Origin of the sequence: Butyrivibrio sp. XBB1001, assembly GCF_000424505.1 — a bacterium.
GTDB lineage: Bacteria > Bacillota > Clostridia > Lachnospirales > Lachnospiraceae > Butyrivibrio.
In genome coordinates this window covers 14,616-39,349 of sequence record NZ_AUKA01000006.1, presented here as the reverse complement: position 1 = coordinate 39,349, position 24,734 = coordinate 14,616, and the positions used below count along the sequence as shown (strand labels likewise).

The 24,734-nt window shown below is 42.7% G+C and carries 18 protein-coding genes; 14 read left to right on the top strand and 4 right to left on the bottom strand.

The genetic code is table 11. The features are described 5' to 3' along the window. The first annotated feature begins 167 nt into the window (after positions 1-167). The 7 genes from G631_RS20645 (at position 168) to G631_RS0106590 (ending at position 10,790) form a co-directional block, all read left to right on the top strand. Positions 168-2,315: an endo-1,4-beta-xylanase gene (locus G631_RS20645; RefSeq protein WP_196803831.1), complete on the top strand. Its 2,148-nt coding sequence runs from the start codon at positions 168-170 to the stop codon at positions 2,313-2,315. Between the two features lie 208 nt (positions 2,316-2,523). Continuing rightward, entirely contained in the window at positions 2,524-3,942 is a 1,419-nt protein-coding gene (locus G631_RS0106615; RefSeq protein WP_026488782.1) for an ABC transporter substrate-binding protein, read from the top strand. Between the two features lie 129 nt (positions 3,943-4,071). After that, the gene (locus G631_RS0106610; protein ID WP_026488781.1) at positions 4,072-4,980 is read left to right on the top strand and encodes a carbohydrate ABC transporter permease; all 909 of its coding nucleotides are present in this window, start codon (positions 4,072-4,074) and stop codon (positions 4,978-4,980) included. A 5-nt stretch (positions 4,981-4,985) separates the two neighbouring features. Then, positions 4,986-5,813, top strand: coding sequence for a carbohydrate ABC transporter permease (locus tag G631_RS0106605; protein ID WP_026488780.1), 828 nt, complete (start codon positions 4,986-4,988; stop codon positions 5,811-5,813). A 136-nt stretch (positions 5,814-5,949) separates the two neighbouring features. After that, on the top strand, positions 5,950-7,560 hold the full coding sequence (locus G631_RS0106600; RefSeq protein ID WP_026488779.1) for an extracellular solute-binding protein: 1,611 nt from the start codon (positions 5,950-5,952) through the stop codon (positions 7,558-7,560). Continuing rightward, on the top strand, positions 7,523-9,358 hold the full coding sequence (locus G631_RS0106595; protein ID WP_026488778.1) for a sensor histidine kinase: 1,836 nt from the start codon (positions 7,523-7,525) through the stop codon (positions 9,356-9,358). The genes G631_RS0106600 and G631_RS0106595 overlap by 38 nt, the downstream gene beginning before the upstream one ends. Continuing rightward, the gene (locus tag G631_RS0106590) at positions 9,336-10,790 is read left to right on the top strand and encodes a response regulator transcription factor (protein ID WP_026488777.1); all 1,455 of its coding nucleotides are present in this window, start codon (positions 9,336-9,338) and stop codon (positions 10,788-10,790) included. The genes G631_RS0106595 and G631_RS0106590 overlap by 23 nt, the downstream gene beginning before the upstream one ends. Here the strand turns inward: G631_RS0106590 and G631_RS0106585 are convergent. Together G631_RS0106585 and glnA are read right to left on the bottom strand one after the other, a co-directional pair. Then, positions 10,787-11,335 (bottom strand): ANTAR domain-containing response regulator, encoded by a 549-nt coding sequence (locus tag G631_RS0106585; RefSeq protein ID WP_035789455.1) that lies wholly within the window; start codon positions 11,333-11,335, stop codon positions 10,787-10,789. The genes G631_RS0106590 and G631_RS0106585 overlap by 4 nt on opposite strands. Positions 11,336-11,382: 47 nt before the next feature. Then, positions 11,383-12,717 (bottom strand): type I glutamate--ammonia ligase, encoded by a 1,335-nt coding sequence (gene glnA, locus G631_RS0106580; RefSeq protein ID WP_026488775.1) that lies wholly within the window; start codon positions 12,715-12,717, stop codon positions 11,383-11,385. Positions 12,718-13,014: 297 nt separating this feature from the next. Between glnA and G631_RS0106570 the strand changes: the two genes are divergently transcribed. From G631_RS0106570 to G631_RS0106555, 4 genes are all read left to right on the top strand, one after another. Then, on the top strand, positions 13,015-14,109 hold the full coding sequence (locus tag G631_RS0106570) for a ribose-phosphate pyrophosphokinase (protein ID WP_026488774.1): 1,095 nt from the start codon (positions 13,015-13,017) through the stop codon (positions 14,107-14,109). A 530-nt stretch (positions 14,110-14,639) separates the two neighbouring features. Beyond that, positions 14,640-16,106: an anthranilate synthase component I gene (trpE, locus tag G631_RS0106565; protein ID WP_026488773.1), complete on the top strand. Its 1,467-nt coding sequence runs from the start codon at positions 14,640-14,642 to the stop codon at positions 16,104-16,106. 23 nt (positions 16,107-16,129) lie between these two features. Next, on the top strand, positions 16,130-16,711 hold the full coding sequence (locus G631_RS0106560; RefSeq protein ID WP_026488772.1) for an anthranilate synthase component II: 582 nt from the start codon (positions 16,130-16,132) through the stop codon (positions 16,709-16,711). A gap of 143 nt (positions 16,712-16,854) precedes the next feature. After that, a complete protein-coding gene (locus G631_RS0106555; protein WP_026488771.1) occupies positions 16,855-18,078 on the top strand; it encodes an LL-diaminopimelate aminotransferase in 1,224 nt (407 codons plus the stop codon). Between the two features lie 57 nt (positions 18,079-18,135). On the opposite strand, the gene G631_RS0106550 is transcribed toward G631_RS0106555, so the two are convergent. Continuing rightward, positions 18,136-20,613 (bottom strand): helix-turn-helix transcriptional regulator, encoded by a 2,478-nt coding sequence (locus G631_RS0106550; protein ID WP_026488770.1) that lies wholly within the window; start codon positions 20,611-20,613, stop codon positions 18,136-18,138. A 253-nt stretch (positions 20,614-20,866) separates the two neighbouring features. Between G631_RS0106550 and nudC the strand changes: the two genes are divergently transcribed. The 3 genes from nudC (at position 20,867) to G631_RS0106535 (ending at position 24,029) form a co-directional block, all read left to right on the top strand. Further along, complete coding sequence (gene nudC, locus G631_RS0106545; protein ID WP_026488769.1) at positions 20,867-21,760, top strand: NAD(+) diphosphatase; 894 nt, start codon at positions 20,867-20,869, stop codon at positions 21,758-21,760. Further along, the gene (locus tag G631_RS20085; RefSeq protein ID WP_026488768.1) at positions 21,757-22,806 is read left to right on the top strand and encodes a glycosyltransferase; all 1,050 of its coding nucleotides are present in this window, start codon (positions 21,757-21,759) and stop codon (positions 22,804-22,806) included. The genes nudC and G631_RS20085 overlap by 4 nt, the downstream gene beginning before the upstream one ends. A 578-nt stretch (positions 22,807-23,384) precedes the next feature. Further along, entirely contained in the window at positions 23,385-24,029 is a 645-nt protein-coding gene (locus tag G631_RS0106535) for a DUF4867 family protein (RefSeq protein WP_026488767.1), read from the top strand. Positions 24,030-24,184: 155 nt separating this feature from the next. Here G631_RS0106535 and G631_RS0106530 read toward each other — a convergent pair whose 3' ends face one another. Continuing rightward, complete coding sequence (locus G631_RS0106530; protein WP_035789453.1) at positions 24,185-24,691, bottom strand: acyl-CoA thioesterase; 507 nt, start codon at positions 24,689-24,691, stop codon at positions 24,185-24,187. Positions 24,692-24,734: the final 43 nt, after the last annotated feature.

The following is a 24,734-nucleotide window of genomic DNA, read 5'->3' as shown; positions in this document are numbered from 1 at the left end:
AAATTGGTGAACTGTAAAGATCAATAAAGCCGCATTTGAGTAATTTCGGGCAATAAATGCGTAGTGAATCAGAAATTGATTTTGTATCATTATAATTGCAAAAAATATATTGTACTAAGAGTATTTTTGCTCATATTGACATTACACCGGATAACGAGAGGATGATCATGAACTTAAAAACCGTCTATGAACCATATTTCAAGATTGGAGCAGCTATTTCCAGATGGAACCTCCATACAGCCGCTCACATGAAGCTTCTGACAGAGCAGTTTAACAGCTTTACCTGCGAAAACGACATGAAGCCTATGTACTTTCTTGATGTGGAAAAAAATAAAGAGCAGCCGGAAAAATATAACCTGTCACCGGCACTTACCTTCGAAAACGCAATTCCATATCTTGAATTTGCCAGGGAAAACGGCATTGCTATGCGCGGTCACACCCTTGTGTGGCACAATCAGACCCCTAAGTGGTTCTTCTGTGAGAACTACAATGAGCTCTTTCCCTATGCAGACAGAGAAACTATTCTAAAAAGGCTTGAAAGCTACATCCACGGCGTTCTTGACTTTGTACAGACTAATTACCCCGGAATCATCTATGCCTGGGATGTGGTCAACGAGATCGTGGATGAGGGAGCCTTCAGGAAATCTATCTGGACCAAGACCGTTGGAGAAGACTTCTTCATAAAGGCCTTTGAATATGCCAGAAAATATGTGGCTCCTGGAGTAGATCTTTTCTACAACGACTATGAAGCAGCAGAGCCTTGGAAAAGAGATTACATAATAGAGCATGTTTTAAAGCCCCTTATGGAGAAAAAACTTGTAGATGGCATGGGAATGCAGTCTCACCTTCTAATGGACCATCCTGACCTTGGAAACTACAAGACAGCAGTAGAAATGTACGGAGCCCTTGGACTCAAACTCAATATAACAGAGCTTGATATGCACAACGCTGATCCAATTGATGAGTCAATGCACGCACTGGCTCTTAGATATAAGGAGTTTTTCAAGATCTACCTTGATGCTAAAAAGTCAGGTAAGGCCAACATCACAAGCGTAACCTTCTGGAATCTTAGAGATGAAGACAGCTGGCTTACAGGCTTTAGAAGAGAGACAAGTTACCCGCTCCTGTTCCAGGGAAAATGCCAGGCCAAAGAGGCTTATTATGCGGTACTTGAAGCAGCCCTTAAATTTGAAGATACTAGCGATGCGGATAACCAAAAAACAAATAACGATTCAGATTTTGCAGATATTAAGGAACAATACAAGTGGGAGCCAGACTATTCTGATGAAGACTATCTTCTTAAGGGCATGCCCCAGAATGGCCCTCAGATAAAGAGATTTCGCGAGGATATCTATCAGGATGGAGAATACAACTACGCTGCAGCCTATGGTTTTACACCAAACGTATTTGCCTACCTTCATGAAGATAATGAGAAACGCCCTTGCATGCTGGTTATTCCAGGAGGCGGCTACTGCATGTGCTGCTCCCACGAGGGAGAGTTGCCTGCTATGGAGTTCTTTGGCCGCGGAATGAACGTTTTTGTTCTTAGCTACACAACAGACATCACCATGTCTGTGCCTCTTAAGAAGCAGCCGCTTGAAGACATTTCAAGAGCTGTCAGATTCATAAGGAAAAATGCAGATAAGTACAACATAGATCCAGAAAAGCTCTTTATCATGGGCTTTTCAGCAGGTGCTCACGTCTGCGGATCTCTAGCAGTGCACTTTGATGATATAAAAGATACAAACCCTGAATATGCCGAAATTTTCAACAGGCCAGATGGCGTGATCCTCTCATATCCTGTTATCACAACAGGAGAGTTTACTCACAAGGACTCAGTAAGGACCCTCCTTGGAGATAACCCTGATGCGGAGGAACTTGAGTACTTCTCACTGGAGAAGCAGGTAAAAGAAAATACTCCTCCATGCTTCTTATGGCAGACCCAGGAGGACAGTGCGGTTCCAGTAGAGAACAGCTACCTTTTTGCCATGGCACTTAGGAAAAAGAATATACCATTTGCCCACTACGTATTCCCTGCGGGACACCACGGCCTTACAATTGCCAATAAGACCTTCTTCCAAGGCTGGTCTGGTGGCGATTACACTATGGAACAGGTTATGCGCGCAGCCTTTGCAGTAAAGGAAGGAAAGGGCGTAAATGTATCAGATAAACGAAGAGACGAACTGATAGAGCAGTTCTTTTCCGGCAATGAAATGCCAGCATCTGGAATAGACATGAGTCTTAAAGAGGATGTAGGCTACTGGTCAGACCTTGCCTGGGCCTGGATAAAGAGATTATGCGCATCCTGCAAATAATCCAAGATAACTACTGATTCCGGGAAACACATATTAAAAATAAAAAATATGCACTCAAAAAATGACACCTAAATAAAAAAGGTGTCATTTTTTTACTTTTTTCTCAAATCTATAATTACCTCATAACAAAGAACGTCGGACCTGTGCCTTGGTGGCACTGGAAGCATCCGATATGAAGTAACCAATGTAATTGGAGGGAGGATTCATTATGGAATTCAAAAGAGTAATGGCTAGCGCGCTTGCTGGTGTAATGGCACTTTCCATGGTGGCATGCGGAAGCAATGGCAGCGAGCAGACAGTAGCAGAAACAACTACAGAAACTGCAGAACCTGCAGCAAACACTAATACAGAGTCAGTTGGAACAAGTGGTGAGAAGCTTGTTATCTGGACTTTGGCAAAAGACCTTCAGACCTTCGCAGAGAAGTATGTAGAAGATCATGATGTACAGATTGAGACAGTTGTTATTGAGCCAGCTGACTACGTAACAAAGGTACAGACAGCACTTAATGGCGGACAGACAACACCAGATATCATCGTAGGTGAGCCTCAGATGCTTGAGGACTTCTATGAGGCAGGATATTTTGAAGACCTTAACCAGGCACCATACAACGCTCAGGACTATAAAGACCAGATCGTTGATTACGTATGGGAAGTAGGACAGGATTCAGAGGGAATCCAGAGAGCAATCTCTTATCAGATAACACCTGCAGGAATCTACTACAGAAGAGATATTGCAGAAACAGTATTCGGCACAGATGATCCAGATGAAATCGGAAAACTCTTTAAGGATTACACAACAATTCTTGATACAGCTAAAAAGCTTAAGGACAGTGGCTATCGTATTTTCGCTTCTGACGCAGAGATCGGTTATTTCTCTGGCGACACAGCTTGGGTTGTAGATGGCAAGCTCAACCTTGACCAGGCACGTCTTGATTACATGGATCTTGTAGTAAATCTTTATCAGAATGACCTTACAGCTTATGCAAACCAGTGGTCAACACCATGGTATCAGGCTATGGCTGGCGAGGTACCTATCCTTACAGCAGAAGTACAGAGCTATGCAGATGATTCAGTAAATGTTTGGGATGCAGAGGCTTTCGCAGAGGCAACCAAGGACCTTGATACAACTGAAGTTTTTGCGTTTGGACTTCCAAGCTGGGGCGTACTCACACTCCGCGACAATGTTGGTGAAACATCAGGCAAATGGGGAGTATGTTCAGGACCAGCTTACGGTTTTGGAGGGGGCACTTTCATCGGCATTTCAGCAATGTCTGAGCACAAAGACCTGGCTTGGGATTTCCTTAAGTGGGTAACACTTGATGAGAACACAGCTGAGTGGTGGATTGAGAAGTCAGAAGGTGACACAGTATCACTTGTATCTGTTCTTGATAAGCACAAAGACGATGAGAACGCAGTATATGGCGGACAGCACCTCTATTCCTTCTGGCAGGATCAGGCAGCAGGCATCGACTACTCAAAGGTAACACGTTACGACAAGATCATTAACGATGCTTGGGGAGCAGCTTGCACAGCAGTTAAGACTGGAGAGACTGACAAGGAAACAGCAATCAATGATTTCTACGATGTCATTGAGTCAACATATCCAGAAATTCAGATCGAGAGATAATTCTAAATCTCTATAAATTAAGTCAATAACGGGGCGCTGTACTTTCCTGTGGAGTTAACATTGCCGTGTGATCCACAAGATGGTGACGGCGCCCCAAATATCCTTAGAAAAAGCTTTTCGGGAGGAAATATGAGAGCAGCAAGTAAAAAGAAGAAAAACAGGAATAACGCGGCGTATCTGTTCGTACTCCCGTTTGTTATTGTTTTTCTTATCTTTAGTGTTTATCCGGTTTTCAGAACCTTATTCCTTAGTTTTACTACCTATAAGGGCTACGGAGACCCGGAATTTACAGGCCTTGCCAACTACATCAGAGTGGTAAAAGATAAATTCTTCTGGCGGGCACTTTATAACACAGTCAAGATGTGGTCCTTAAATATCGTACTGCAGCTTGGACTGGCTTTTCTTTTGACAATTGTATTTAGTGATATCAAGTACAAGATTCGCGGTCTTGCAATCTTCCGTGCAGTTTATTACCTGCCAAACCTGATCGCAGCTACATCAGTAGCATTCCTGTTTAAGACACTTCTTGACTGGAAATATGGAACCTTCAACCAGCTCCTTCTGGCAACTGGAATTGTTGACCAGCAGATCAACTGGATGGGCCAAAGATCAACAGCATGGGCTGTAATATCAGTAATTCAGGCATGGATGTGGTTTGGTAACTCCTTTATCATCCTGATGGCGGGAGTTCAGGGTATTCCCAATGATTACTTCGAGGCAGCAGCTATCGACGGCGCTGGCAGATGGAAAGTATTTGGCAGCATTACGCTTCCTCTTTTGCGCCCAATCCTCTTATATGTTGCTGTAACATCACTTATTGGCGGACTTCAGCTCTTTGATCTGCCATTCCTTATGACAGGCCCATCAACTGCAGGTGAACCAGGTGGAACACTTCAGACAGTTGTAATGTACCTTTATAAGTTTGGATTTGAAACTCGTCAGGTGGGCTTTGCATCAGCAATAGCATACACACTGTTCTTTATAATTTTGTTTATTTCCATAATGGAATTTAAGTTTATCGGTGGAAAGGAGGATTAAGACCTATGGCTAATAAGATCAAAAAAACTATATTGTACATATTACTGATAGGCCTTGCCCTTACATGCCTCCTTCCTTTTTACCTCATGATCGTCAACGCCACCAGATCTGGTGTTGAAATAACACATTCATTTTCATTCATGCCGGGAAAGAGCCTACACGACAACTGGGTAGTACTTTTTGACTATGTGAATCTTTTCCTTGGATTCTTTAACAGCTTAAAGGTTGCAGTCCCGGCTACTCTCCTTACAGCGTACTTCTCAGCTATTACAGCCTTTGGAATGGCAATGTACGAGTGGAAGGGCAACAACTTTCTCTTTAAGATAATCGTGGTATTCATGATGATCCCAGGTCAGCTCTCACTTATTGGTTTCTACAACCTGTGCCAGAAGCTCCACCTCATCGACTCCTATATACCACTTATCATACCAGCCATGGCTTCACCCGGAATAGTATTCTTCCTGCGTCAGTACGTAAAGGCTACTCTTTCCAAGTCCCTTATGGAAGCAGCCAGAATTGACGGAGCTTCAGAAATACACATATTCCATAGGATTGTACTTCCTATCATGGCTCCTGGTATTGCAACAATGTCAATTGGAACATTCATTGGAAACTGGAACTCATACCTGGTTCCACTCATTCTTTTGAATTCACCCAAGAAGATGACGCTTCCAGTTATGATCTCGACTCTTAATGCAGCCACAGATCTTCAGAAGAACCAGGGTGCTATCTATCTTGGCGTAGCAATATCAGTAGTTCCTATCATCATAGTATTTTGTTTCTGCTCCAAGTACATTATCAGCAGTATCTCAGCTGGTAGCGTCAAGGAATAAATACGCAATAATACAGAGTTTCACACACTTTTTCTGGCGACCTTTTTTTAGGTCGCCTTTAAGTGTTTTGTGTGCTATTATATTGCAATAAATAAAACGAAGATTCATGAATTTTTATGGGAGCAATAGTTTTTTGATGAAAAAGATATTTAAAAAGAGCATTGCTATTGCAGCGGCACTTTCTCTTGCCATGACTGGATGTGGCAGCAGTCAAAATGCGGCTTTCGATGATAAGGCTCTTTCCCCTTCGGCACAGGTGGCAGACTCAGATAAGGTAACCTTTGACTGGTATATAAACTATTCCTGGTTTAATACCAAGTGGGGCGATAACGCTGTATCTAAGGCTATCACTGACAGAACAGGGGTAGATATTAACTTCATAACACCACAGGGCAATGAAGAGGAAAAGCTCAATTCTCTTATAGCAGCAGGTACACTTCCAGACCTTATTACTCTTGGCTGGTGGGAACCCCAGGTCAACGAAATGATCCAGGGTGATATGGTCTACGCCCTGAATGAACTGGCAGATCAGTATGATGCTTATTTTTACGAGGTTTCTGACCCTCAGGCCAGGTCCTGGTACACCCAGGCAGATGGAAATATTTACGGATACCCCTGCTCAAGCGTAACTCCCGGAGACGTGGCCAATAACGATAACATAGGCTCAAACCAGACCTTTCTTGTAAGGAAGGACATCTACGAAGCAATCGGAAGCCCTGATATGACAACAATTTCTGGTTTTGAAGCTGCTGTTAAAAAAGCTGCTGAAATGTTTCCGGAGGTAGATGGCAAGCCTCTTTTACCTATAGGTGCTCATATCTTTGACGATACAGGCAATGTTTCTTTTGACCTATATCTTCAGAATTTTCTGGCTATTCCTTATGAAAAGGATGGTCAGCTCTATGACAGGGACACAGACCCAGAATACATTGAATGGCTTAAGATGTTCAGGCGCCTTGGAGAACAGGGATATCTTTCTACAGATCTTTTCATAGACCAAAGGGTTCAGATGGAGGAAAAGATTGAGGAGGGCAGGTATTTTTGCATGATGTACCAGTATACGGATATGTCCGCTCAGCAGAAGGCCCTCTATGCCAAGAATCCAGACAGTATCTATATCGCTGTGGATGGTCCAAAGAACAAAAATGGCGACGACCACGTGCTTCCAACCAACACAGTAAGCGGCTGGACAATAACCATGGTCAGCAAGAACTGCAAGAATCCTGATAGAGCCATAAAGTTTATAGATTACATGCTCTCAGAGGAAGGCCAGAAGATGGTATACCTTGGGGTGGAAGGCGTAACCTACGATGTGATAGATGGAAAAGAGGTAGTAAAGCCCGAGGTTCAAAAACTCCTAAATACGGACCGAACAGCCTATGACGCCCTCTACGGAGCAGACGATGCCTACTGGATGTTCCAGGACAATGTAATGCAGCTTAAGTGGAAACAAAAGAGCGATAGCCCCACACAGCAGCTTGAAAACTGGACCTATCCTTATGCCACCTACACCGGCGTCTATGACATAATCCTTCCGGCAGATACAGAGGATGCTTATACAAACGCCAGGATTGAAAAGCTGTGGAGCGATACTCTTCAGAGCCTTCTCCTTGCAAAAAGTGATGAAGAGTTTGACCAGATTCTTGAGAAATTCAAGGCAGACAGGAATGCCTTAGGTTACAAGCAGCTTCAGGAAAAGAGATACCAATATGTCGAAAAAGCAAAAGAAAAGCTGGGTCTTAAGTAAGATAAATGACCTAAAACTGAATATCAGGCTTACCGGTATCGTGCTTATCTTTGTCATGTTGCCAATAGCAGTCCTTGGAGGAATCGTCTTTTACAATATGGAACAGTCCTCTGTAAAAGAAAACGTGAACTTCATGCAGGCAACAATGGAAAGGCGCCAGGACTCCATAGCTAACAACATTGATTCAATCAACATGACTACACAGTTCTTTTTATCAAACGATACCATGAACAACGTACTGATCTGTGCTGCAGGAGGCGGCCAGTTCAGCACAAGGCAGTGGATAGATATTTACAGAAATGACGTGGCAGCCTTAGAGAGACTTATAAATAACAACCCTGTTTTAAAGGGAGTAAGATACTATGCAGTCAATGACAACATTCAGGAGATGATGCCGGTTCTCTTTAACCACAGCAGAATGAACAAGCAGAGCTGGTCGCACATGGCTTCAACTGGTGGATGGATATTTGATTATCGGGATAATCTTTTTGCAAACTCTGAGGGAGAGCCTCTGATAGCTCTTATAACACCTATGTCAGATAAGCTTCATGGCAGAATTGGTGTTATTGAGGCAAATATGGCCATGAGAACGATGTTCCCGTCAATGTATGAGGATATAAGCGGCGAGAGTAGCTGCTTTGTTACTGATGAAGGCAGGATCATCTACGGAAGTAATGAGGATGATGGCATAGCTGAGATTGCAATAGAGCTTGCTTCTGCCATGAAGGAGCCTGATCAGTCAGGGGAACTTTCAAGGATCACAACCAGCTATAAAAAAGAGCAAAAAAGTGTTATTTCCGGCATGTATATTCCGGAACTGAAGGGAACACTGGTTTCTGTCAACGACATATCAGACAGCCTCAGCGAAGTCTATAAGCTCAGGACCAATTACATCATAGGTATGCTGATAATACTTGCAGGTATGGCCTTTGTTATAGATGTTGTTGTCAATCATGTCCTCAAAAAATTCTATGAGGTTCTCGCAACCATCAGAAAGGTTCGCGGCGGCGACATGGAAGTCAGGACCAGAGAAGACGGCAGAACTGATGAAATGGGCGAACTTGCCCACCAGGTCAACAGGATGCTTGATAATATCCATGATCTCATGAAGGAGAACATAAACAGAGAAGTTCTTGTAAAGGACTCCCAGATAAAGGCCCTTCAGAATCAGATAAATGCACACTTTATCTATAATGTCCTTGAGTCCATCAAGATGATGGCTGAGATAAAAGAGGACTATGACATCTCCGATGCTATCACAAGCCTTGGAAAGCTCCTTAGATACAGCATGAAATGGACATCTGAGACAGTGCTTGTGTCTGAGGAAATAGAATATATCAAAAACTACATGGCCCTTATCAATCTAAGATTTGATTATGAGATATATCTTTCTCTGAACATGCCAGAGGAGATACTAAGCCAGAGAATCCCCAAGATGTCTCTGCAGCCCATAATCGAAAACGCCATAGTTCACGGAATAGAAGAACTGGCGGACGATACCACAATTTACATGAAGGGCATTCCTGAAGGAAATCTTTGTACTATCGAGATCACAGATAATGGCCGTGGAATGAACGACGAGGAACTTGAGATTCTCAGGAAAAAGATATCCGGAGAGCTGCCAACTGCAGGCGGATCAGGAAACGGAATTGGACTTAAGAACGTTCAGGACAGGATACGAATGGAATATGGCGATGAATATGGAATTGAGGTTGCAGCCATGGAGGGGTGCTACACCAAGGTCTACGTCAAGATTCCTATGAAAAGAGGTTTGAATGCGGACAGTACTTGTAGTTGAAGATGAAAAGTTAATAAGACAGGGAATATCCACCATGATAAAGAGGTGCGGCGTTCCCGTCGAGGAAGTAATAGAGTGCGCCAATGGCTTAAAAGCTATGGAAGTTCTGAGGGAAAAGGATGTGGACGTGATGTTCACTGATATCAGAATGCCCAAGATGAACGGAATTGAGCTTGTAAATGCCATGCAGGAGCTTGAGAAAAAGCCCATCACTATTGCAGTGAGCGGGTATGATGATTTTTCCTATGCAGTAGAGATGATGAGAGGCGGAGTCAGAGAGTACATCCTAAAGCCTGTTGAGAGAGACAAGCTAAAAAGTGTTATGGAAAAGCTGGAAGAAGAAATCTCCAAAATAAAGGATACCCAGAAAAACAATAGAGAGCTTGGCAAAAAGTTCCTCACATATGTGCTTGAAGATAAAGATGAGAGCCCAGAAACCCTTGAAGCCCTTGGCAAAAACATAAGAGAAGAGGTTGGAGATAGCTACTATATAGTGGTTTCCAGCAGCACAGATGAGATACAAAAAGAGCTCTCTGACAGTTTTATGCTATCAGAGACCTGCGGAACTAACGTTTATATTGTGGGAAAAGAAAAATACGATCTGCTTATAGAAAAGCTATCCGATGAAGAAAATGGAATTGTATCTACAGCTGGGATCAGTGATTGCTACGTTGATGCTATAGACCTAAAAAAGGCTTACCTACAGGCACTGAACAGGAGGAGCAGAGCTTTTTTTTCAGAGACAATTGTTTATGAAACAAAGGGAAAAAATAGTGTTCCTGAAAAGCTTATAGAAAATGGCGTAAGACTTTGCGATAAAGCTCAAGTCAGTACAAGAGTCCATCTCATAGGCACAGATAAGACAGAGCAGCTTGAAAAAGAGTGGAACGGCTTTTTTATCGCTGCAGGCAGAGAGCAGATTCCTGCAAAAGAATTTGAGGCTGCTTTAGCATTTTTTACAAAGGAGTTTGAAAACGTATACAAGAAAAGCTTCCCTATGGACGCTTCGAAGCCTTATCTATATGGCTCACTTTCCGAGTTTCGGGATGCCTTTTTGGATGCAGTATACAAGGAAAATAGCAGATTTATGGAAAATACAGGTGACACCCAGACAGAGAAAATGATACAGGCTGTAGATTACATAAAGAAAAACTTCCGGACGGATATAAATATGGCAGTTGTGTCTAATTATGTATCTATGAATTATTCGCTCTTTTCCACAGCTTTCAAGAACTATACGGGGCAGAATTTTGTATCCTTCGTAAGAGACCTTAGGATTTCTGAGGCCAAAAAGCTCCTTCTTGAGAGCCAGCTAAGAGTTAATGATATAGGTGCAAAAGTTGGTTATGACAACAGCAAGCACTTTATGAAGAATTTCAAGGCAGTTGTAGGAGTATCTCCAACAGAGTTTAGGAGAAACTCGGCACGCTAGTAATTCTCCAGAGAGATGATCATCTCAGCAGCTTCCACCAGGTTACAGCCTGATTCCATGGAGCGCTTTTGAAGATACCTGTGGGCCTGTGGCTCTGTCATATGGTGCTTGTCCATCAGGATTTCTTTTGCCTTACCTATAGTTTGTTTATCAGCATCGCTTCTTTCGAGGCGATGCTGTTTTGCTTTTTTGCGGAGCCTGTGTACATCCTCCATCATCATGTTTATGGTGGAGTACAGGCTATCTTTTGTTACAGGAGTGGGCAGATAAATAAGGCGGGAATTATCGTTTCCTACAGGTGCCTTGTCCGGGGAGGCAATCATGAGCATTTGAAAGTACCCGGGAAGGTCAGAGGAAAGGTCAGAATAGAGCATGTCACTTAAGCGGTAGCCACACACGATGACTCCGCTTCCTAGATCCTCCATGGCAGACAAAGCCTGCATTCCGGAAGTGACAGCAGTAACGCTCTCAAATCCGCCACGGAGCAATATGCTTTTGAATTTACTGGCATCTTCTGCCTTGGCAAAAGCTACGATAATGTTCACTGATCTGACCTCAAACTCTAAGTGTATTTATGTCTGTTTTAGGATAATCAAAAGTTGTTGAGGTACTTATCTATTTCCCATTTGGTAACGCAGGTCCTGAACTCTTTCCACTCAGCCTTTTTGACTTCCAGGATCTTGTGGTAAACAGATTCACTAAGGATATCTTTTCCAAAGGAGTCAGCTTTAAAAGCGGATATAGCTTCACCCAAGGTCATTGGAAGAATCTCTACACCGCTTTCCTTGGTCTGGTCAAAAGAAATACTTCTTATATTCTCAGAAAGCTCAGCAGGAGGAGTGAGTTTTTTTTCAATTCCCTCAAGGCCGGCGGCAAGGATCAGTGCAATTGCAAGATATGGATTGCAGGTTGCATCAGGGTTTCTGACCTCTACTCTTGTGGCTGCACCCTTTCTTGAAGGAATGCGGATAAGTGCGCTTCTGCCGTTGGATTTTTTGGACCAGGAAATATTTACGGGTGCATCATATCCTGGAACTAGTCTCTTATAGGAATTGACGATAGGATTTGTTATAAGTGTCATGCCCTTGGCGTGGGAGAGGACACCTGCGATAAAGCTTCCTGCTACGTTAGACAGATCACCATTTTTATCAACAAATACATTTTCTCCCTGACTGTCCTGGGCAAGGAAACTAAGATGCATACCAGATCCGCTGATGCCTTCTACAGGCTTGGGCATAAAGGTTGCATAAAGACCGTGCTTTTTAGCAATAGTCTTGACTGCCATTCGGAAAGTCATGATCATGTCTGCAGCCCTAAGAGCATCTTCCTCGTCAAACTGAATCTCATGCTGTGCTGGTGCAATCTCGTGGTGTGATGAGGAAATTGTAAAGCCCATTTCCTCAAGGTTTAATATGATCTCACGGCGAACATTTTCACCCTGATCAAGAGGTGCTACATCAAAATAGCCTGCTCTTTCCTTGGTGGTTGCTGTTGGATTGCCGTTGTCGTCATAGTCAAATAAAAAGAACTCAAGCCTTGGATTAACCTTGAAATTAAGGCCAAGTGCTTTAGCTTTATTAAGAACCTTTTCTAGAATTGTCCTAGGGTCCCCAGTAAAGGGCTCCTTGTCTGAGGTATAAACGTTACAGAACATTCTTGCAACCTTACCTGCCTGTGGACGCCAGGGGTAGATCTCAAAGCTGTCAAGATCCGGGTATAGATACATGTCGCTTTCATCATCTCTTGTAAAGCCATCAATTGAAATCCCATCAAACATGCACTCATTGTCGAGGGCCTTCTCAAGCTGACTTGATGGAATTGCAATGTTCTTGGGAACGCCGAAGAGATCGCAGAACTGAAGCCTTATAAAGGCAACATCCTCCTCCTCTACAATCCTGAAAATGTCTTCTCTAGTGTACTTGCTCATGATTTCCTCCTAAAGAATTAGTGAAATACTATTGTTGACATTCATATCATATAAAATAAGAGCGCACAAAGCAGAAGGACATAGTATGTCTCTGCTTTGGCGCCCTTGCCATGCTTAAATATATGTTAGGGGTTTTGCCTCAACATGTCAATGAAAATGTATGGAGGAAATGGTACTTGATGTTGATGATATATTTGCTGATATTGTAATATTATGGTGTGTATGCAAATTCAGAAATTGCATGCATGGTACAGAGAAAAGCTAGTTATAACTAAATCTACAAGAGAGGATTAGCCTATGAAAGATGATCTAGCGTTAATTGCACTGGAATCCTTTAGTGATCAGGGAGATAAGATAAACAGCATACTGTGTAAGTGGCGCGGTGCCGAGAATTACATGATTCCATGCAATTGTCCCAGGTTTAACAGTGGAGAAGCCAAGGGAATAATTTCAGAATCCATAAGGGATAAAGACCTGTATATTATGGTGGATGTGTGTAACAATTCAATCCGATACAAGATGGATGGGGAAATGAACCGCATGTCTCCCGATGACCACTACCAGGACCTTAAGAGAATAATTGCAGCTTGTAATGGCAAGGCCAAGAGACTTACTGTGATCATGCCTTTTCTCTATGAGTCACGTCAGCACAGGAGAACTACAAGAGAATCTCTTGATTGTGCAATCATGTTAAAAGAGATGGAGTTTCTAGGCGTAGATACAATTGTAACCTTTGATGCTCATGACCCAAGGATGGCTAACGTTCTTCCTCTAAAGGGAATTGAGAATGTATCTCCAGCGCTTCAGTTTACTCAAGGTTTTCTTACTGAATATGAGGATATCATTATAGACAAGGATCATCTTATGTTCATTGCGCCTGATGAGGGAGCCACAGAAAGAGTGGTTTTTCTTGCTTCTGTCTACGGTGTCAATATTGGAATGTTCTACAAGAGGCGAGACTACTCCAACATAGTTGATGGTACTAACCCTATTATTGCTCATGACTTCTGCGGTGGAGACCTCCATGGCGTAGATGCAGTGGTTGTAGATGATATGATCGCATCAGGTGGCAGCATTATAGATGTATGCAAGCAGATCAAGGAAAGAGGCGCTAGAAGAGTCTTTATATTCTCTACCTTTGGACTATTTTCAAGTGGCTTTGATAAGCTTGATAAAGCCTACGAAGAGGGACTTTTTGACAGAATCTTTACAACGAATCTGGTTCACCAAAAACCTGAACTTCTGGAAAAAGAATATTACTATAGCATAAACATGAACCGCTATGTAGCAGCAATCATTGACACTCTCAACAAGAACGAGCCAATGCATGGACTTGTTAAGCCAGAAAAAAGAATCAAAGAGGTCATTGAGAGCTACAAAGCAGGAAACTAAGTTGGTGCACTGACTTGTTCATAATTAACCAGATTACCAGCCATATATTGTCCACAATAAAATAGTTGACAGTATAATAGCAGATAGTGTAAATTTGTATTTAATTAAATACCACGTTAAACCGATGAAGGAGAGGAGTACCTTTTCATGAGGCCTAAGAGAGAGCCGTGTTGCTGGGAAGCGGTAGGATAGTGATCTGGGAATGGACTCCTGAGGGCGCAGACAAATGGACGATTTATTAAAAGAGCCAGAGTATCGTGCGACGTAAGGCACACGTCAGTTGCCAGGGATATGATGTATTACTAGCCGGCATATAAATGAAATAGTTGGCATTTAGCAAGTGATCCGTATCCTGATAAGAGCATAGGTAAGCCCTATGAATTCAAGGTGGCACCGCGGATTTTATATTTCGTAAATTTCGTCCTTGATGGAAACAATATAGTTTCTATCAAGGACTTCTAAACGTCTTCTACTCGATTCCGATTACTTTACCACCCTCCTTGATAGAACAGCAAAAGGAGGAGGCACACATGCATTACTACCCAGATTTTGACACTATCAAAGAGTTTGCAGCAAGCGGAGATTACGACATTGCTCCCGTAAGCTGCGAGCTTCTCTCTGACTTCACAACTCCAATTGAAGTCATCCGCAAGCTAAAAAGAGTATCAACCCATTGCTACATGCTCGAGTCAGCCAAGGCCAACGAGAGATGGGGAAGATATTCGTTTCTTGGCTTTGATCCCAAGCTAGAGATCACCTGCATAGATGGACAGATGAAGATTGGAAATAAATCTTTTTCCACAACCAATCCTTCCAGCCACATAAGAGAGATAATGGCAAGTCACAGAAGCCCCAAGCTTGATAGGCTTCCAACATTTACAGGAGGTCTTGTGGGTTATTTTTCCTACGACTACCTCACCTACTCAGAGCCTACAGCCAAGGTCAGGGTCCACGACAACGAAGAGTTCAAGGACGTAGACCTCATGCTCTTTGACAAGGTTATTGCCTTTGATAATGTCAGACAAAAGATAATCCTGATAACCAACGTAGATCTTGGCTACGATCTGGAAACAAACTACCAGAAGGCCAAGGCAGAGCTTGATTATCTAAGAGACCTTATTACCTACGGGGAAAAAGAGATAGAAAAAAAGGGAGAGCTCCTAAGCCCCATCACACCACTCTTTAGCAAGGCCCAGTACGCCAGCATGGTCACAAGCGCCAAAAGACATATCTATGAAGGCGACATCTTCCAGATAGTTTTGTCCAACTACCTTACCGCTGACTTCGAAGGAAGCCTTCTTGACACCTATAGGATGCTAAGGACCATCAACCCATCCCCCTATATGTTTTACTTTGCTGGAACTGATGTGGAGATTGCAGGAGCATCCCCGGAAACCCTTGTAAAGCTTGAAAATGGAGTACTTCACACCTTCCCACTTGCCGGAACCAGGAAAAGAGGCGCAACTGAGGAGGAAGACCTGGCTCTGGAAAAAGAACTTCTGGCCGACGAAAAAGAACTGGCTGAGCACAATATGCTGGTAGATCTTGGAAGAAATGACCTGGGAAAGATAAGTGAATTTGGCACAGTAGAGGTGGAAAAACTCCATAGTGTTGAACGATACTCACATGTTATGCATATAGGATCAACTGTAAGAGGTATCATCAGAAAAGACAAGGATGCCCTTGACGCCATAGAAGCAGTGCTACCTGCAGGAACTCTTTCTGGTGCCCCTAAGATACGTGCCTGTCAGCTTATTGGCGAACTAGAAAACAACAAGCGTGGCGTTTACGGCGGAGCCATAGGCTACATTGATTTTTCAGGAAACATGGATGCCTGCATTGCCATAAGACTTGTCTATAAGAAAAACGGCAAAGTCTTTGTGAGAAGCGGAGCCGGAATTGTTGCAGACTCTGACCCTGAAAAAGAGTATGAAGAAACCATTAACAAAGCCAAGGCTGCCCTAAGGGCTTTGGAGAGCAGCATCGAAGAAATCTAAAAGGCCTGCAGGAGGAGAACAATATGGTACTACTAATTGATAACTACGATAGCTTTTCATATAACCTGTATCAGATTGTGGGGGAGCTGTGCAATAGCAGCGATCAACTTAAGGTTATCCGTAACGACGAACTGACAATAGAAGAAATAAGAACTCTTAAGCCAGATAAGATCATAATCTCCCCAGGACCTGGCCGCCCGGAAGATGCCGGGATCATCATAGAAGCTGCAAGAGAACTGGGAAAAGAGATACCTATCCTTGGGGTATGCCTTGGTCATCAGGCAATCTGTGCAGCATTTGGCGGCACAATTACCTACGCAAGGCATCTAATGCATGGCAAACAGTCGACTGTAACCTTTGAAGGTGAAAGTCCGATATTCAGTGGACTTGGCGAGAAAGCAGATGTGGCAAGATACCACTCACTTGCCCTTGATCCTGACACGCTTCCAGACTGCCTTACAGTGACTGCAAGAACTGAGGATGGTGAGATAATGGCAGTTCAGCATAAGGACTATCAGATTTACGGCCTTCAGTTCCACCCGGAGTCTATACTTACTCCGGAAGGAAAGACTATGCTGCAAAACTTCATAAATTTAGAAACATAAATAAAATTATTACATGCCCCTTTTTCTTGACATCATAAAAAGAGTGGCATAAAATCTTTTTAGTTTAAAGACAAAGGCGTCTTAGAGAACATCTCTAAGGCGCCTTTATGCGTATTAAAGGCTTTTGAATTTAGGAGGATCGTATGGCAGCTTCAATAAATAAGAACTATTTAAAACTCCCGGGAAGTTATCTCTTTTCCAGAATAGGAGAGAAGGTAAGAACTTTTCAGGAGGCTAATCCGGATAAAAAAGTTATTAGACTTGGAATCGGAGACGTTACAAGACCAATCGCTCCAGCCATTATAGAGGCGCTTCACAGTGCTGTTGATGAAATGGGCCAGGAGGCTACCTTTAAGGGCTATGCACCAGACCTTGGCTACGAGTTTCTTAGAAGCGCTGTTGCTGATTTTGATTATAAGGCAAGAGGCTGCGATATCTCAGCCGATGAGATTTTTGTATCTGACGGAGCAAAGGGAGATTGCAGTAATATTCAGGAGATTTTCGGAGCGGATAATAAGATTGCAGTCTGTGACCCCGTTTATCCGGTTTACGTTGATTCCAATGTTATGGCTGGCAGAACTGGCGAATACGACGATATAACTGATGGCTTTAAAGGCGTCATCTACATGCCCTGCACCAAGGAAAATGGCTTTGCTCCTGACTTTCCTTCTGAGGTGCCAGACCTTATTTACCTGTGTTTCCCCAATAACCCGACAGGCGCAGTTATAACTAAAGATAGACTTCAGCAGTGGGTGGATTATGCAAACAAAAATGGCTCAATAATCCTCTATGATGCCGCCTATGAGTCTTTTATCACTGAAGATAACGTTCCTCATAGCATTTATGAATGCGACGGGGCAAAAGAGTGTGCGATTGAATTTAGATCTTTTTCAAAGACTGCAGGATTTACCGGCCTTAGACTAGGCTTTACAGTTATACCAAAAGAACTTAAGGCAGGCGGAGAAAGACTGTGGCCACTGTGGGCCAGAAGACACGGCACCAAGTACAATGGAGCTCCTTACATTATCCAGAAGGCAGGAGAAGCCTGCTACAGCCCTGAGGGAAGAGCACAGATAAAAGAGCAGGTGGCTTACTACCTTGAAAATGCCAGATATATCTATGATGGCCTTAAGGAAGCTGGATTTGAAGTATACGGCGGTGTAAATGCACCATATATCTGGCTTAGAACCCCAGGAAATATGACCAGCTGGGAGTTTTTTGACTATCTTCTTGAAAATGTAAATGTTGTGGGAACTCCAGGCTCAGGTTTTGGCCCTCACGGTGAGCATTACTTCAGACTCACAGCTTTTGGAAGCAGAGAGAATACTATAGAGGCAGTTGATAGAATAAAATCTGCCAGACTTTAATATGATTATAAAATGAGACTTCATCGACAATGTGGACTGATGAAGTCTCTTATTTTTTTACTTACCTGCCAGCATCTCTAAAAGGCGTTTTCTCTTGGTTCTGGTATCGCCCTCTATGTGGAGCTTGTAGTAGATCTGATTACTGTACTGCTTGACACTTCCTTCTGACAAGAAGAGCCTTTCTGCAATTTCGCGATTTGAGAGACGCTTTGCCATAAGGGCTGCAATTTCATTTTCCCTTGAAGTCAGTTCATGAAGGCTCATTACAATAGTAGAAGAATCGCGATTCTTTCCTAGCTTATTTATCTTTGCAACAAGAGATCCATATTCTTGTGAAAAAGTATCATCTGGCAGAATATCTTTTATGTATGAGTAGCATTCTACAAAAGGAATAATAAGGCTATCAGGAGCTGCTATCTCAAAAGCCTCTTTAAGAAGCTGTATGCCCTGGTCGTGCTTATCAAGCATGTGATAGGCAGCAGCCGACTGAATTATTACATGCAGCTTTACAAGCTGGTAATGAAGCGCATCACACATTCCAAGGATTATCGGACTCTTGCCAAGTACCTTGGCGTAATCCTTCTGAGCTAGGTAAACCTGATTCTCAATCATATCTACCATAGGCTTACCAGGAGCTAAAACATTCATAGTTTCTGTTTTATGTGCTGCGAAAATAGGGGGAATTTTTTCTACTTCCCCTGAAAGCGCGTAGAAGTATGCACTAATGGAACTCCAGATATTTATAAAACCACTGTTGTGGTGGTCTACAAGCTCTTTATACCTCTCTTCCAGAGAAACCTTTATCACAGTATCAGTGATTAGTGACAGCCTCTGGCTTAGGAAGTCACAGCAGAGCAGGATATTTTCCTGCGGAAATACTTTAAGCTGTGCGTAGGCCTGCTCAAGTTCTATTCTGGTGTCAGAGAGCTTTCCCTGGGCAAAAGAAGCCTCTGCCCTCATTATTGCTTCGGCACCCCAGCCATGGTTGTCTGTGACCTTGTAATAATGAGGCATGCACTCATCCATTTCCTTAAGCTCTTTTTCCAGATCGCCTGACTGTCTGTAGAACATCATAAGGACAGATGGCGAGCCGAAAGTCCAGCCGGCGGTATTGCTGATACTTATTGCTGGCCTTGTCATCTGATGACTTGCGCTTTGATGGAGTTTGCTCATGGCAGAAATGTCATTATACATGAGAAAACTTGTGACAAGATCGCTTTCTCCCAGAAGATTTCCTTTTTCCTCTTCACTTATTTCAGTATGCTCTTTTATAGATTCAAGAAGGAGCTCTTTTAACTCCAGCATTTTAGGTATATTGTGCCAGTTGAACATGCACCTCATAAGCACCAAAAGAGCTGCAGGGTGCGCCTTTAATACTTTTTCAGGACAATTCTCAAGGGAATTAAGGACATTTTGGGGCTTTATGTAGGACAAAAGTACTCCGGCGTCTTTTTCTATGACCTGTAGAATCTTGGAATAGTTATCGTCGTATCTGTAGGCTATCATGGCATGGATATACTGATCATGTGCTTCGTACCAGGCCCCATAGCGATTTATATATTTAGCTCTTTTTTCTCTGTCTAATGTAGAGAAGGTCTTTTCGGCACATTCTTTCATCATGTGGTGGAAACGGTAGGTATGGCCGTCAGATAACTTCTTTACAAAGGCGTTATGCTTGGTGAAATGATTAAGGATATTCCTGACATCGGAATTTTCTGTGATAAATGAAGCCATAGGGAGGTTGAATTCATCAGCAAGTCCCATAACTGCAAGGAATTCCCTCTGATCATCAGGAAGAGAATCAATCATGGCTTCTGTAAACATGGTATAGATATCTGAATCCGAGCTGGGGAGATGCCCCTGTCTTGAAAAGGTATTAAGATTCAGATAAACAGCAGAATACCATCCTTCACTTACGTAAAAGAGCTGCTGCAACTCTTCAGGAGTCATTTCTATGCCACATTTGTGTGTGTATTGAACAATCTCATCAAAAGTTAATCTGAGCTGTTCAGTATCAATCTGATACAGCTTATTGCCTAGACTTATAACATCAGATGAATGCATGAAACTGTCACGTCCGGCAATGACCAGATGCATATTGTCAGGAATTCTTCTTGCGAATGCGCACAGGAATGTAGATGCGGTCTCATCTGTAAGAAGATGGAAATCATCAATGAAAATATAGACAGGTCTTTTGCCTGATAGTGTGTTGCAAATGGCGTCAGTTACAAGTCCTCCGCTTATAGCATCAGTGGGGCAGGCATATTCTGATAAAAATGTAAGTCCGGCAAAAGAAAATGCGTCTTGAGCGCTTTTCCAGAAAATAGCCAGGTTTTCTGAATAAATATTTATTCTTATAACAAGAGAATTATCTTTTTTAGAGCATTCCCCAAGATACCAGTTTACAAGCGTTGTCTTGCCATATCCCATGGGTGCAACAACAGTGGTTAGTGGACAGTTTGATATATTGCAGATTTCTTCTTTTAGCCTTTCTGGAACATAGACGGTATTTAGATTTGGCTTATTTTTAGACATAGAGTTTTCTCCAAAAGTAGGACGAAATAAGTTGATGTCAAATTAGATTTTATCATATTTTCGTTTACTGGTGGACAAGTATCTGAAAATTTATTTCAGATAGTAAAATATTCATAGAAAGGGTATTATAAACTAAGTATCAGGATTAATGATATGAGAACTACAGACCTATGATGCAGTTGTTACGGGCATCGTGTACATTGTAATGAATAGAACGTTATGAGTCACAAATGACTTAGAATATGAGAAGAATATGATACAGGATATTTCACCATACAAAATTGATAATCATTATTATCCCCAGGAAAGACCAGATGAAGGCAGCAGGTTCGTATGCTTTAGAGGCCCTTCTTCTGACAGGGAAATACTGGTAAAGGAGCTAGATAAGGCTGAGGAAATTCAGCTTCCAGGCTTTTTTGACATTTCCAAGAAGGAAAGAGAAAAGGCTATATATCTTTTTAAGATTGATGAGGAGAAGCTCTTTTTGCTTCCTGGAGATGTGGAAAACTGCGAAAGAGAATCTAATGAAACAGAGCTTGAGTCAGGTCTTACATATACAAAGCTGACAGCTCTTCGCAGAAGCGGCATGGGACCAAGGCATCTTATTTTTGCCCTGTACACAGCGTACCATTTAAATGAATGGTATGAAGGAACAAGATTTTGCGGAAAATGCGGTCATAAAACGCAGCACGATACTCTTGAAAGGGCTATTATGTGTCCGGAGTGCGGCCACAAGGTTTATCCCAGAATAAACCCGGCTGTTATAATAGGCGTGATAGACAGGGAAGATAATAAGATACTCTTGACCAAGTACAGGACTGGATTTGCCCAGAATGCTCTGGTTGCAGGATTTACAGAAATCGGAGAAACCCTGGAAGAGACAGTAAAAAGGGAAGTCCAGGAGGAAGTGGGCCTTAGTGTTAAAAATATCCGTTACTACAAGTCACAGCCCTGGGGCGTTGCCCTTGACATCCTGGCTGGATTTTTCTGTGAGGTTGATGGGGATAAAGAAATTAAGATGGATAAGTCTGAGCTGAAATACGCCGAGTGGGTCTCTCCGGAAGACGTCATTCTCCAGGTTCCGGACTATAGCCTTACTAACGAGATGATGAGATTATTTAAAGAAAAAGGAGCAAGCGGAGTATGAGCAAGGTCAGTGTAATACTCACAGTTTACAATACAGCTAAATACCTTGATCAGTGCATGGAGTCAGTCCTTGCACAGACAGAGAAGGACATAGAGATTATTCTTGTTGACGATGGATCAACAGATGGCATAAGTCCTCAGATGTGCGATGAATATGCAAAAAAGGATGACAGAGTCAGAGTTATCCACAAGGAAAACGGAGGCCTTACCTCCGCCTGGATAAGAGGTACTAAAGAGGCAACATCCCCCTACGTCTGCTACATCGATAGTGATGACTGGGTAGAAAAAGATTTGGTCAAGTCCCTCTACCCTTATACCAGCCTTGGAAAAGGTGGAGACAAGTCGGATGACTCCTTTGTTCAGAGCGAGATCATCTCCAGCAACTATATTGTGGAAAAGGCTGGCGAACGCCGCAAGGAAACCCAGAGCCTTGCTCCGGGTGAATATACAGGAGATAAACTTGATGAGGTTAGAACAAGACTCCTAGGCGAGGAAGTCCGCCCCGTCACCATGTCCAGATGCATGAAACTCATCTCCAGACAGCTCGTGCTTGATAATATCAAGTACTGTGATGAAACAATTAAGATGAGCGAAGATGTAAACATCATGCTTCCTTGCCTCTGTGACTGCATGAGACTTGTTGTTGTCAAGGACAGCTATTTTTATCATTACAGACTAGTATTTGATTCAATGTCCCATGGCTATGATTCAAGACTTCTTAAGAATTTGGATCTTACAGACAGAGTGTTTAGAGACATTCTCCACAAAAAGGGAATTTCAACTGCTGATAAGCAGATGGATAGAGAATACCTGAGAATGCTTTTTGTTGTCTTGAAGAGCGAACTTAGATGCACAGAAGGAAACACAACAAAGCGCGTTAGAGATGTTATGTGGCGGACTGATATCAAAAAACTCATCCAGAGCACCGAAGTTGATGTCACATCCAAAGCTAACAAGCTCCTATACTATTGCATGAAACATCCAAACCCACTTATCGTAACTATTACAAAAGCAATTTTAATGGCGTATGACAAGAAGACCAACTAATATCTAATGAAATGTTAGTAACCATTAGATATATTGACTTCAACAGAGAAAAGCTTTCAGAGTAACAAGTAACGATATTAGCATAATAAGACAATGGCCAATGCAAGTATCTGACAATTAGGTAAAGCAGCGGAAACATCAAGAAAACTGACAATTATAAAAGTGCCGTCTGGAACAGAAACTTCCGGTATAAGAGGCTGGCTCAATCGTCAGAAAGGCGAAAGTGCGCAATATTTTGCGACTTTTTAAACCACGGAGGAAAGACCAATCAGTCTCAAGTGCCCATGCACGCAGAGACTGATGTTCTGGGCTTTACGAAGTGCTTGGTTTAACAGGAGCAAAAATTGCACATTTCGCCGTCCTGGCGATGAGCCAGCCCCTTTGCGTAGCCATTTTCACTTACGCAGCCAGTCTCTTCCGCGTAGCCAATAAACGGGCCAATGAACTTTCGGCTGCCACCATAGCAAATTTTGCGCAGAATAAGTTGTAATGTGATAGGAAAATTATTGTTGTGGGGAATATCATAGGGGATAGGTAAAAAGATTTTAATTGGGCGCTTTAGCCCGAAAGGAGAAGGTATGAAAATATATAATGTCACAGATCCAGAGTTCACAAACTATGGAAGAATAATTGAAGGCTACGAAGAAGAAAAAAAGGCAATTGTCGACGTACTCAAGGCACACACTCCAGTTCCTGAGGGAACAGACTACGTTGCAGAAGAGCCTGCACTTCAGAGCCTTGCAGCAGCTGATTCTATCACAAACAGCCTATTTGGTGGATCACCTATGCAGTTTGGATGGTGCAATGGACATAACACCAAGCTCAACTGCCTTGAGTATCATCGCTCATCAGAGATTAACCTTGGCTCAACAGACTTTATCCTCCTTCTTGCCAAGAGAGAAGAAATCGTAGACTACAAGCTTGATTCCAGCAAGGTTAAGGCTTTCTTCTGCCCAGCAGGAACAATGATCGAAGTTTATGCAACAGCACTTCACTATGCTCCTTGTCAGGCTCACAAAGACTCAGGATTCCAGGTACTTGTAGGACTTCCAAAGGGAACAAATGTAGGTAAGCCTGAGTTTGACGCTAGAAACCAGGAAGATAGAATGCTCACAGCTACTAACAAGTGGCTCCTTGCACACGCTGAGGCAAGTGAAGCAAAAGACGGCGCCTGGGTAGGAATTACAGGCGAGAACATCGATATCGCAGCAGACATCGACTGATCAGCCACTCTGAAAAAAGAAAACGCCCGGAATATAAATATCCGGCAAAAAATTAGTCTGGCTCAGCAGTCAGCTAGGCGAAAACGTGCATTATCTTGCGCATTTTGCTGTAGATGACGCTGAGCCAGACCTTATTTATTGTTTAAATTATTAATTTAGAATCCTTCCATTCTGCGCTGCTTGCGAAGTTCCCTTCTCTTTATAGCTCCTTCCCACTCAGCTTTTTCACTCTCTGTCTTTACGTTGAGACCATAAGGAACTGTACAAGGAGTACCGTCATTGTCGATACAAACCTCTGTGAGATATGCTCTGTTCAGAACATGCCTCATACCAGTCTTAACATCTTCAACGTAAGTATCTACACGGACTTCCATTGAAGTCTTTCCAACATATGTAATTTTTCCAATAATAACAAGAACATCGCCTAAAAGAGCTCCCTGCTTGAACTGCATATTGTCGATAGCTGCAGTAGCAATAGGATTTCCTGAATGCCTGATAGCAACAGTTCCTGCCACTTCGTCTATCCAGCTCATGAGTTTGCCACCAAAGAGCCTGTTCTCAGCATTGATATCGCCATACTGAACAACCTTGGTCCATTCAGTTACTGAATCTTCAACATTCTTGTTGGCAATCTGCTTGTCTACATGAAAAACCTTACCCATAAAAATACCTCCAAAAGAGATTGTTATATAGGTATTTTATCAT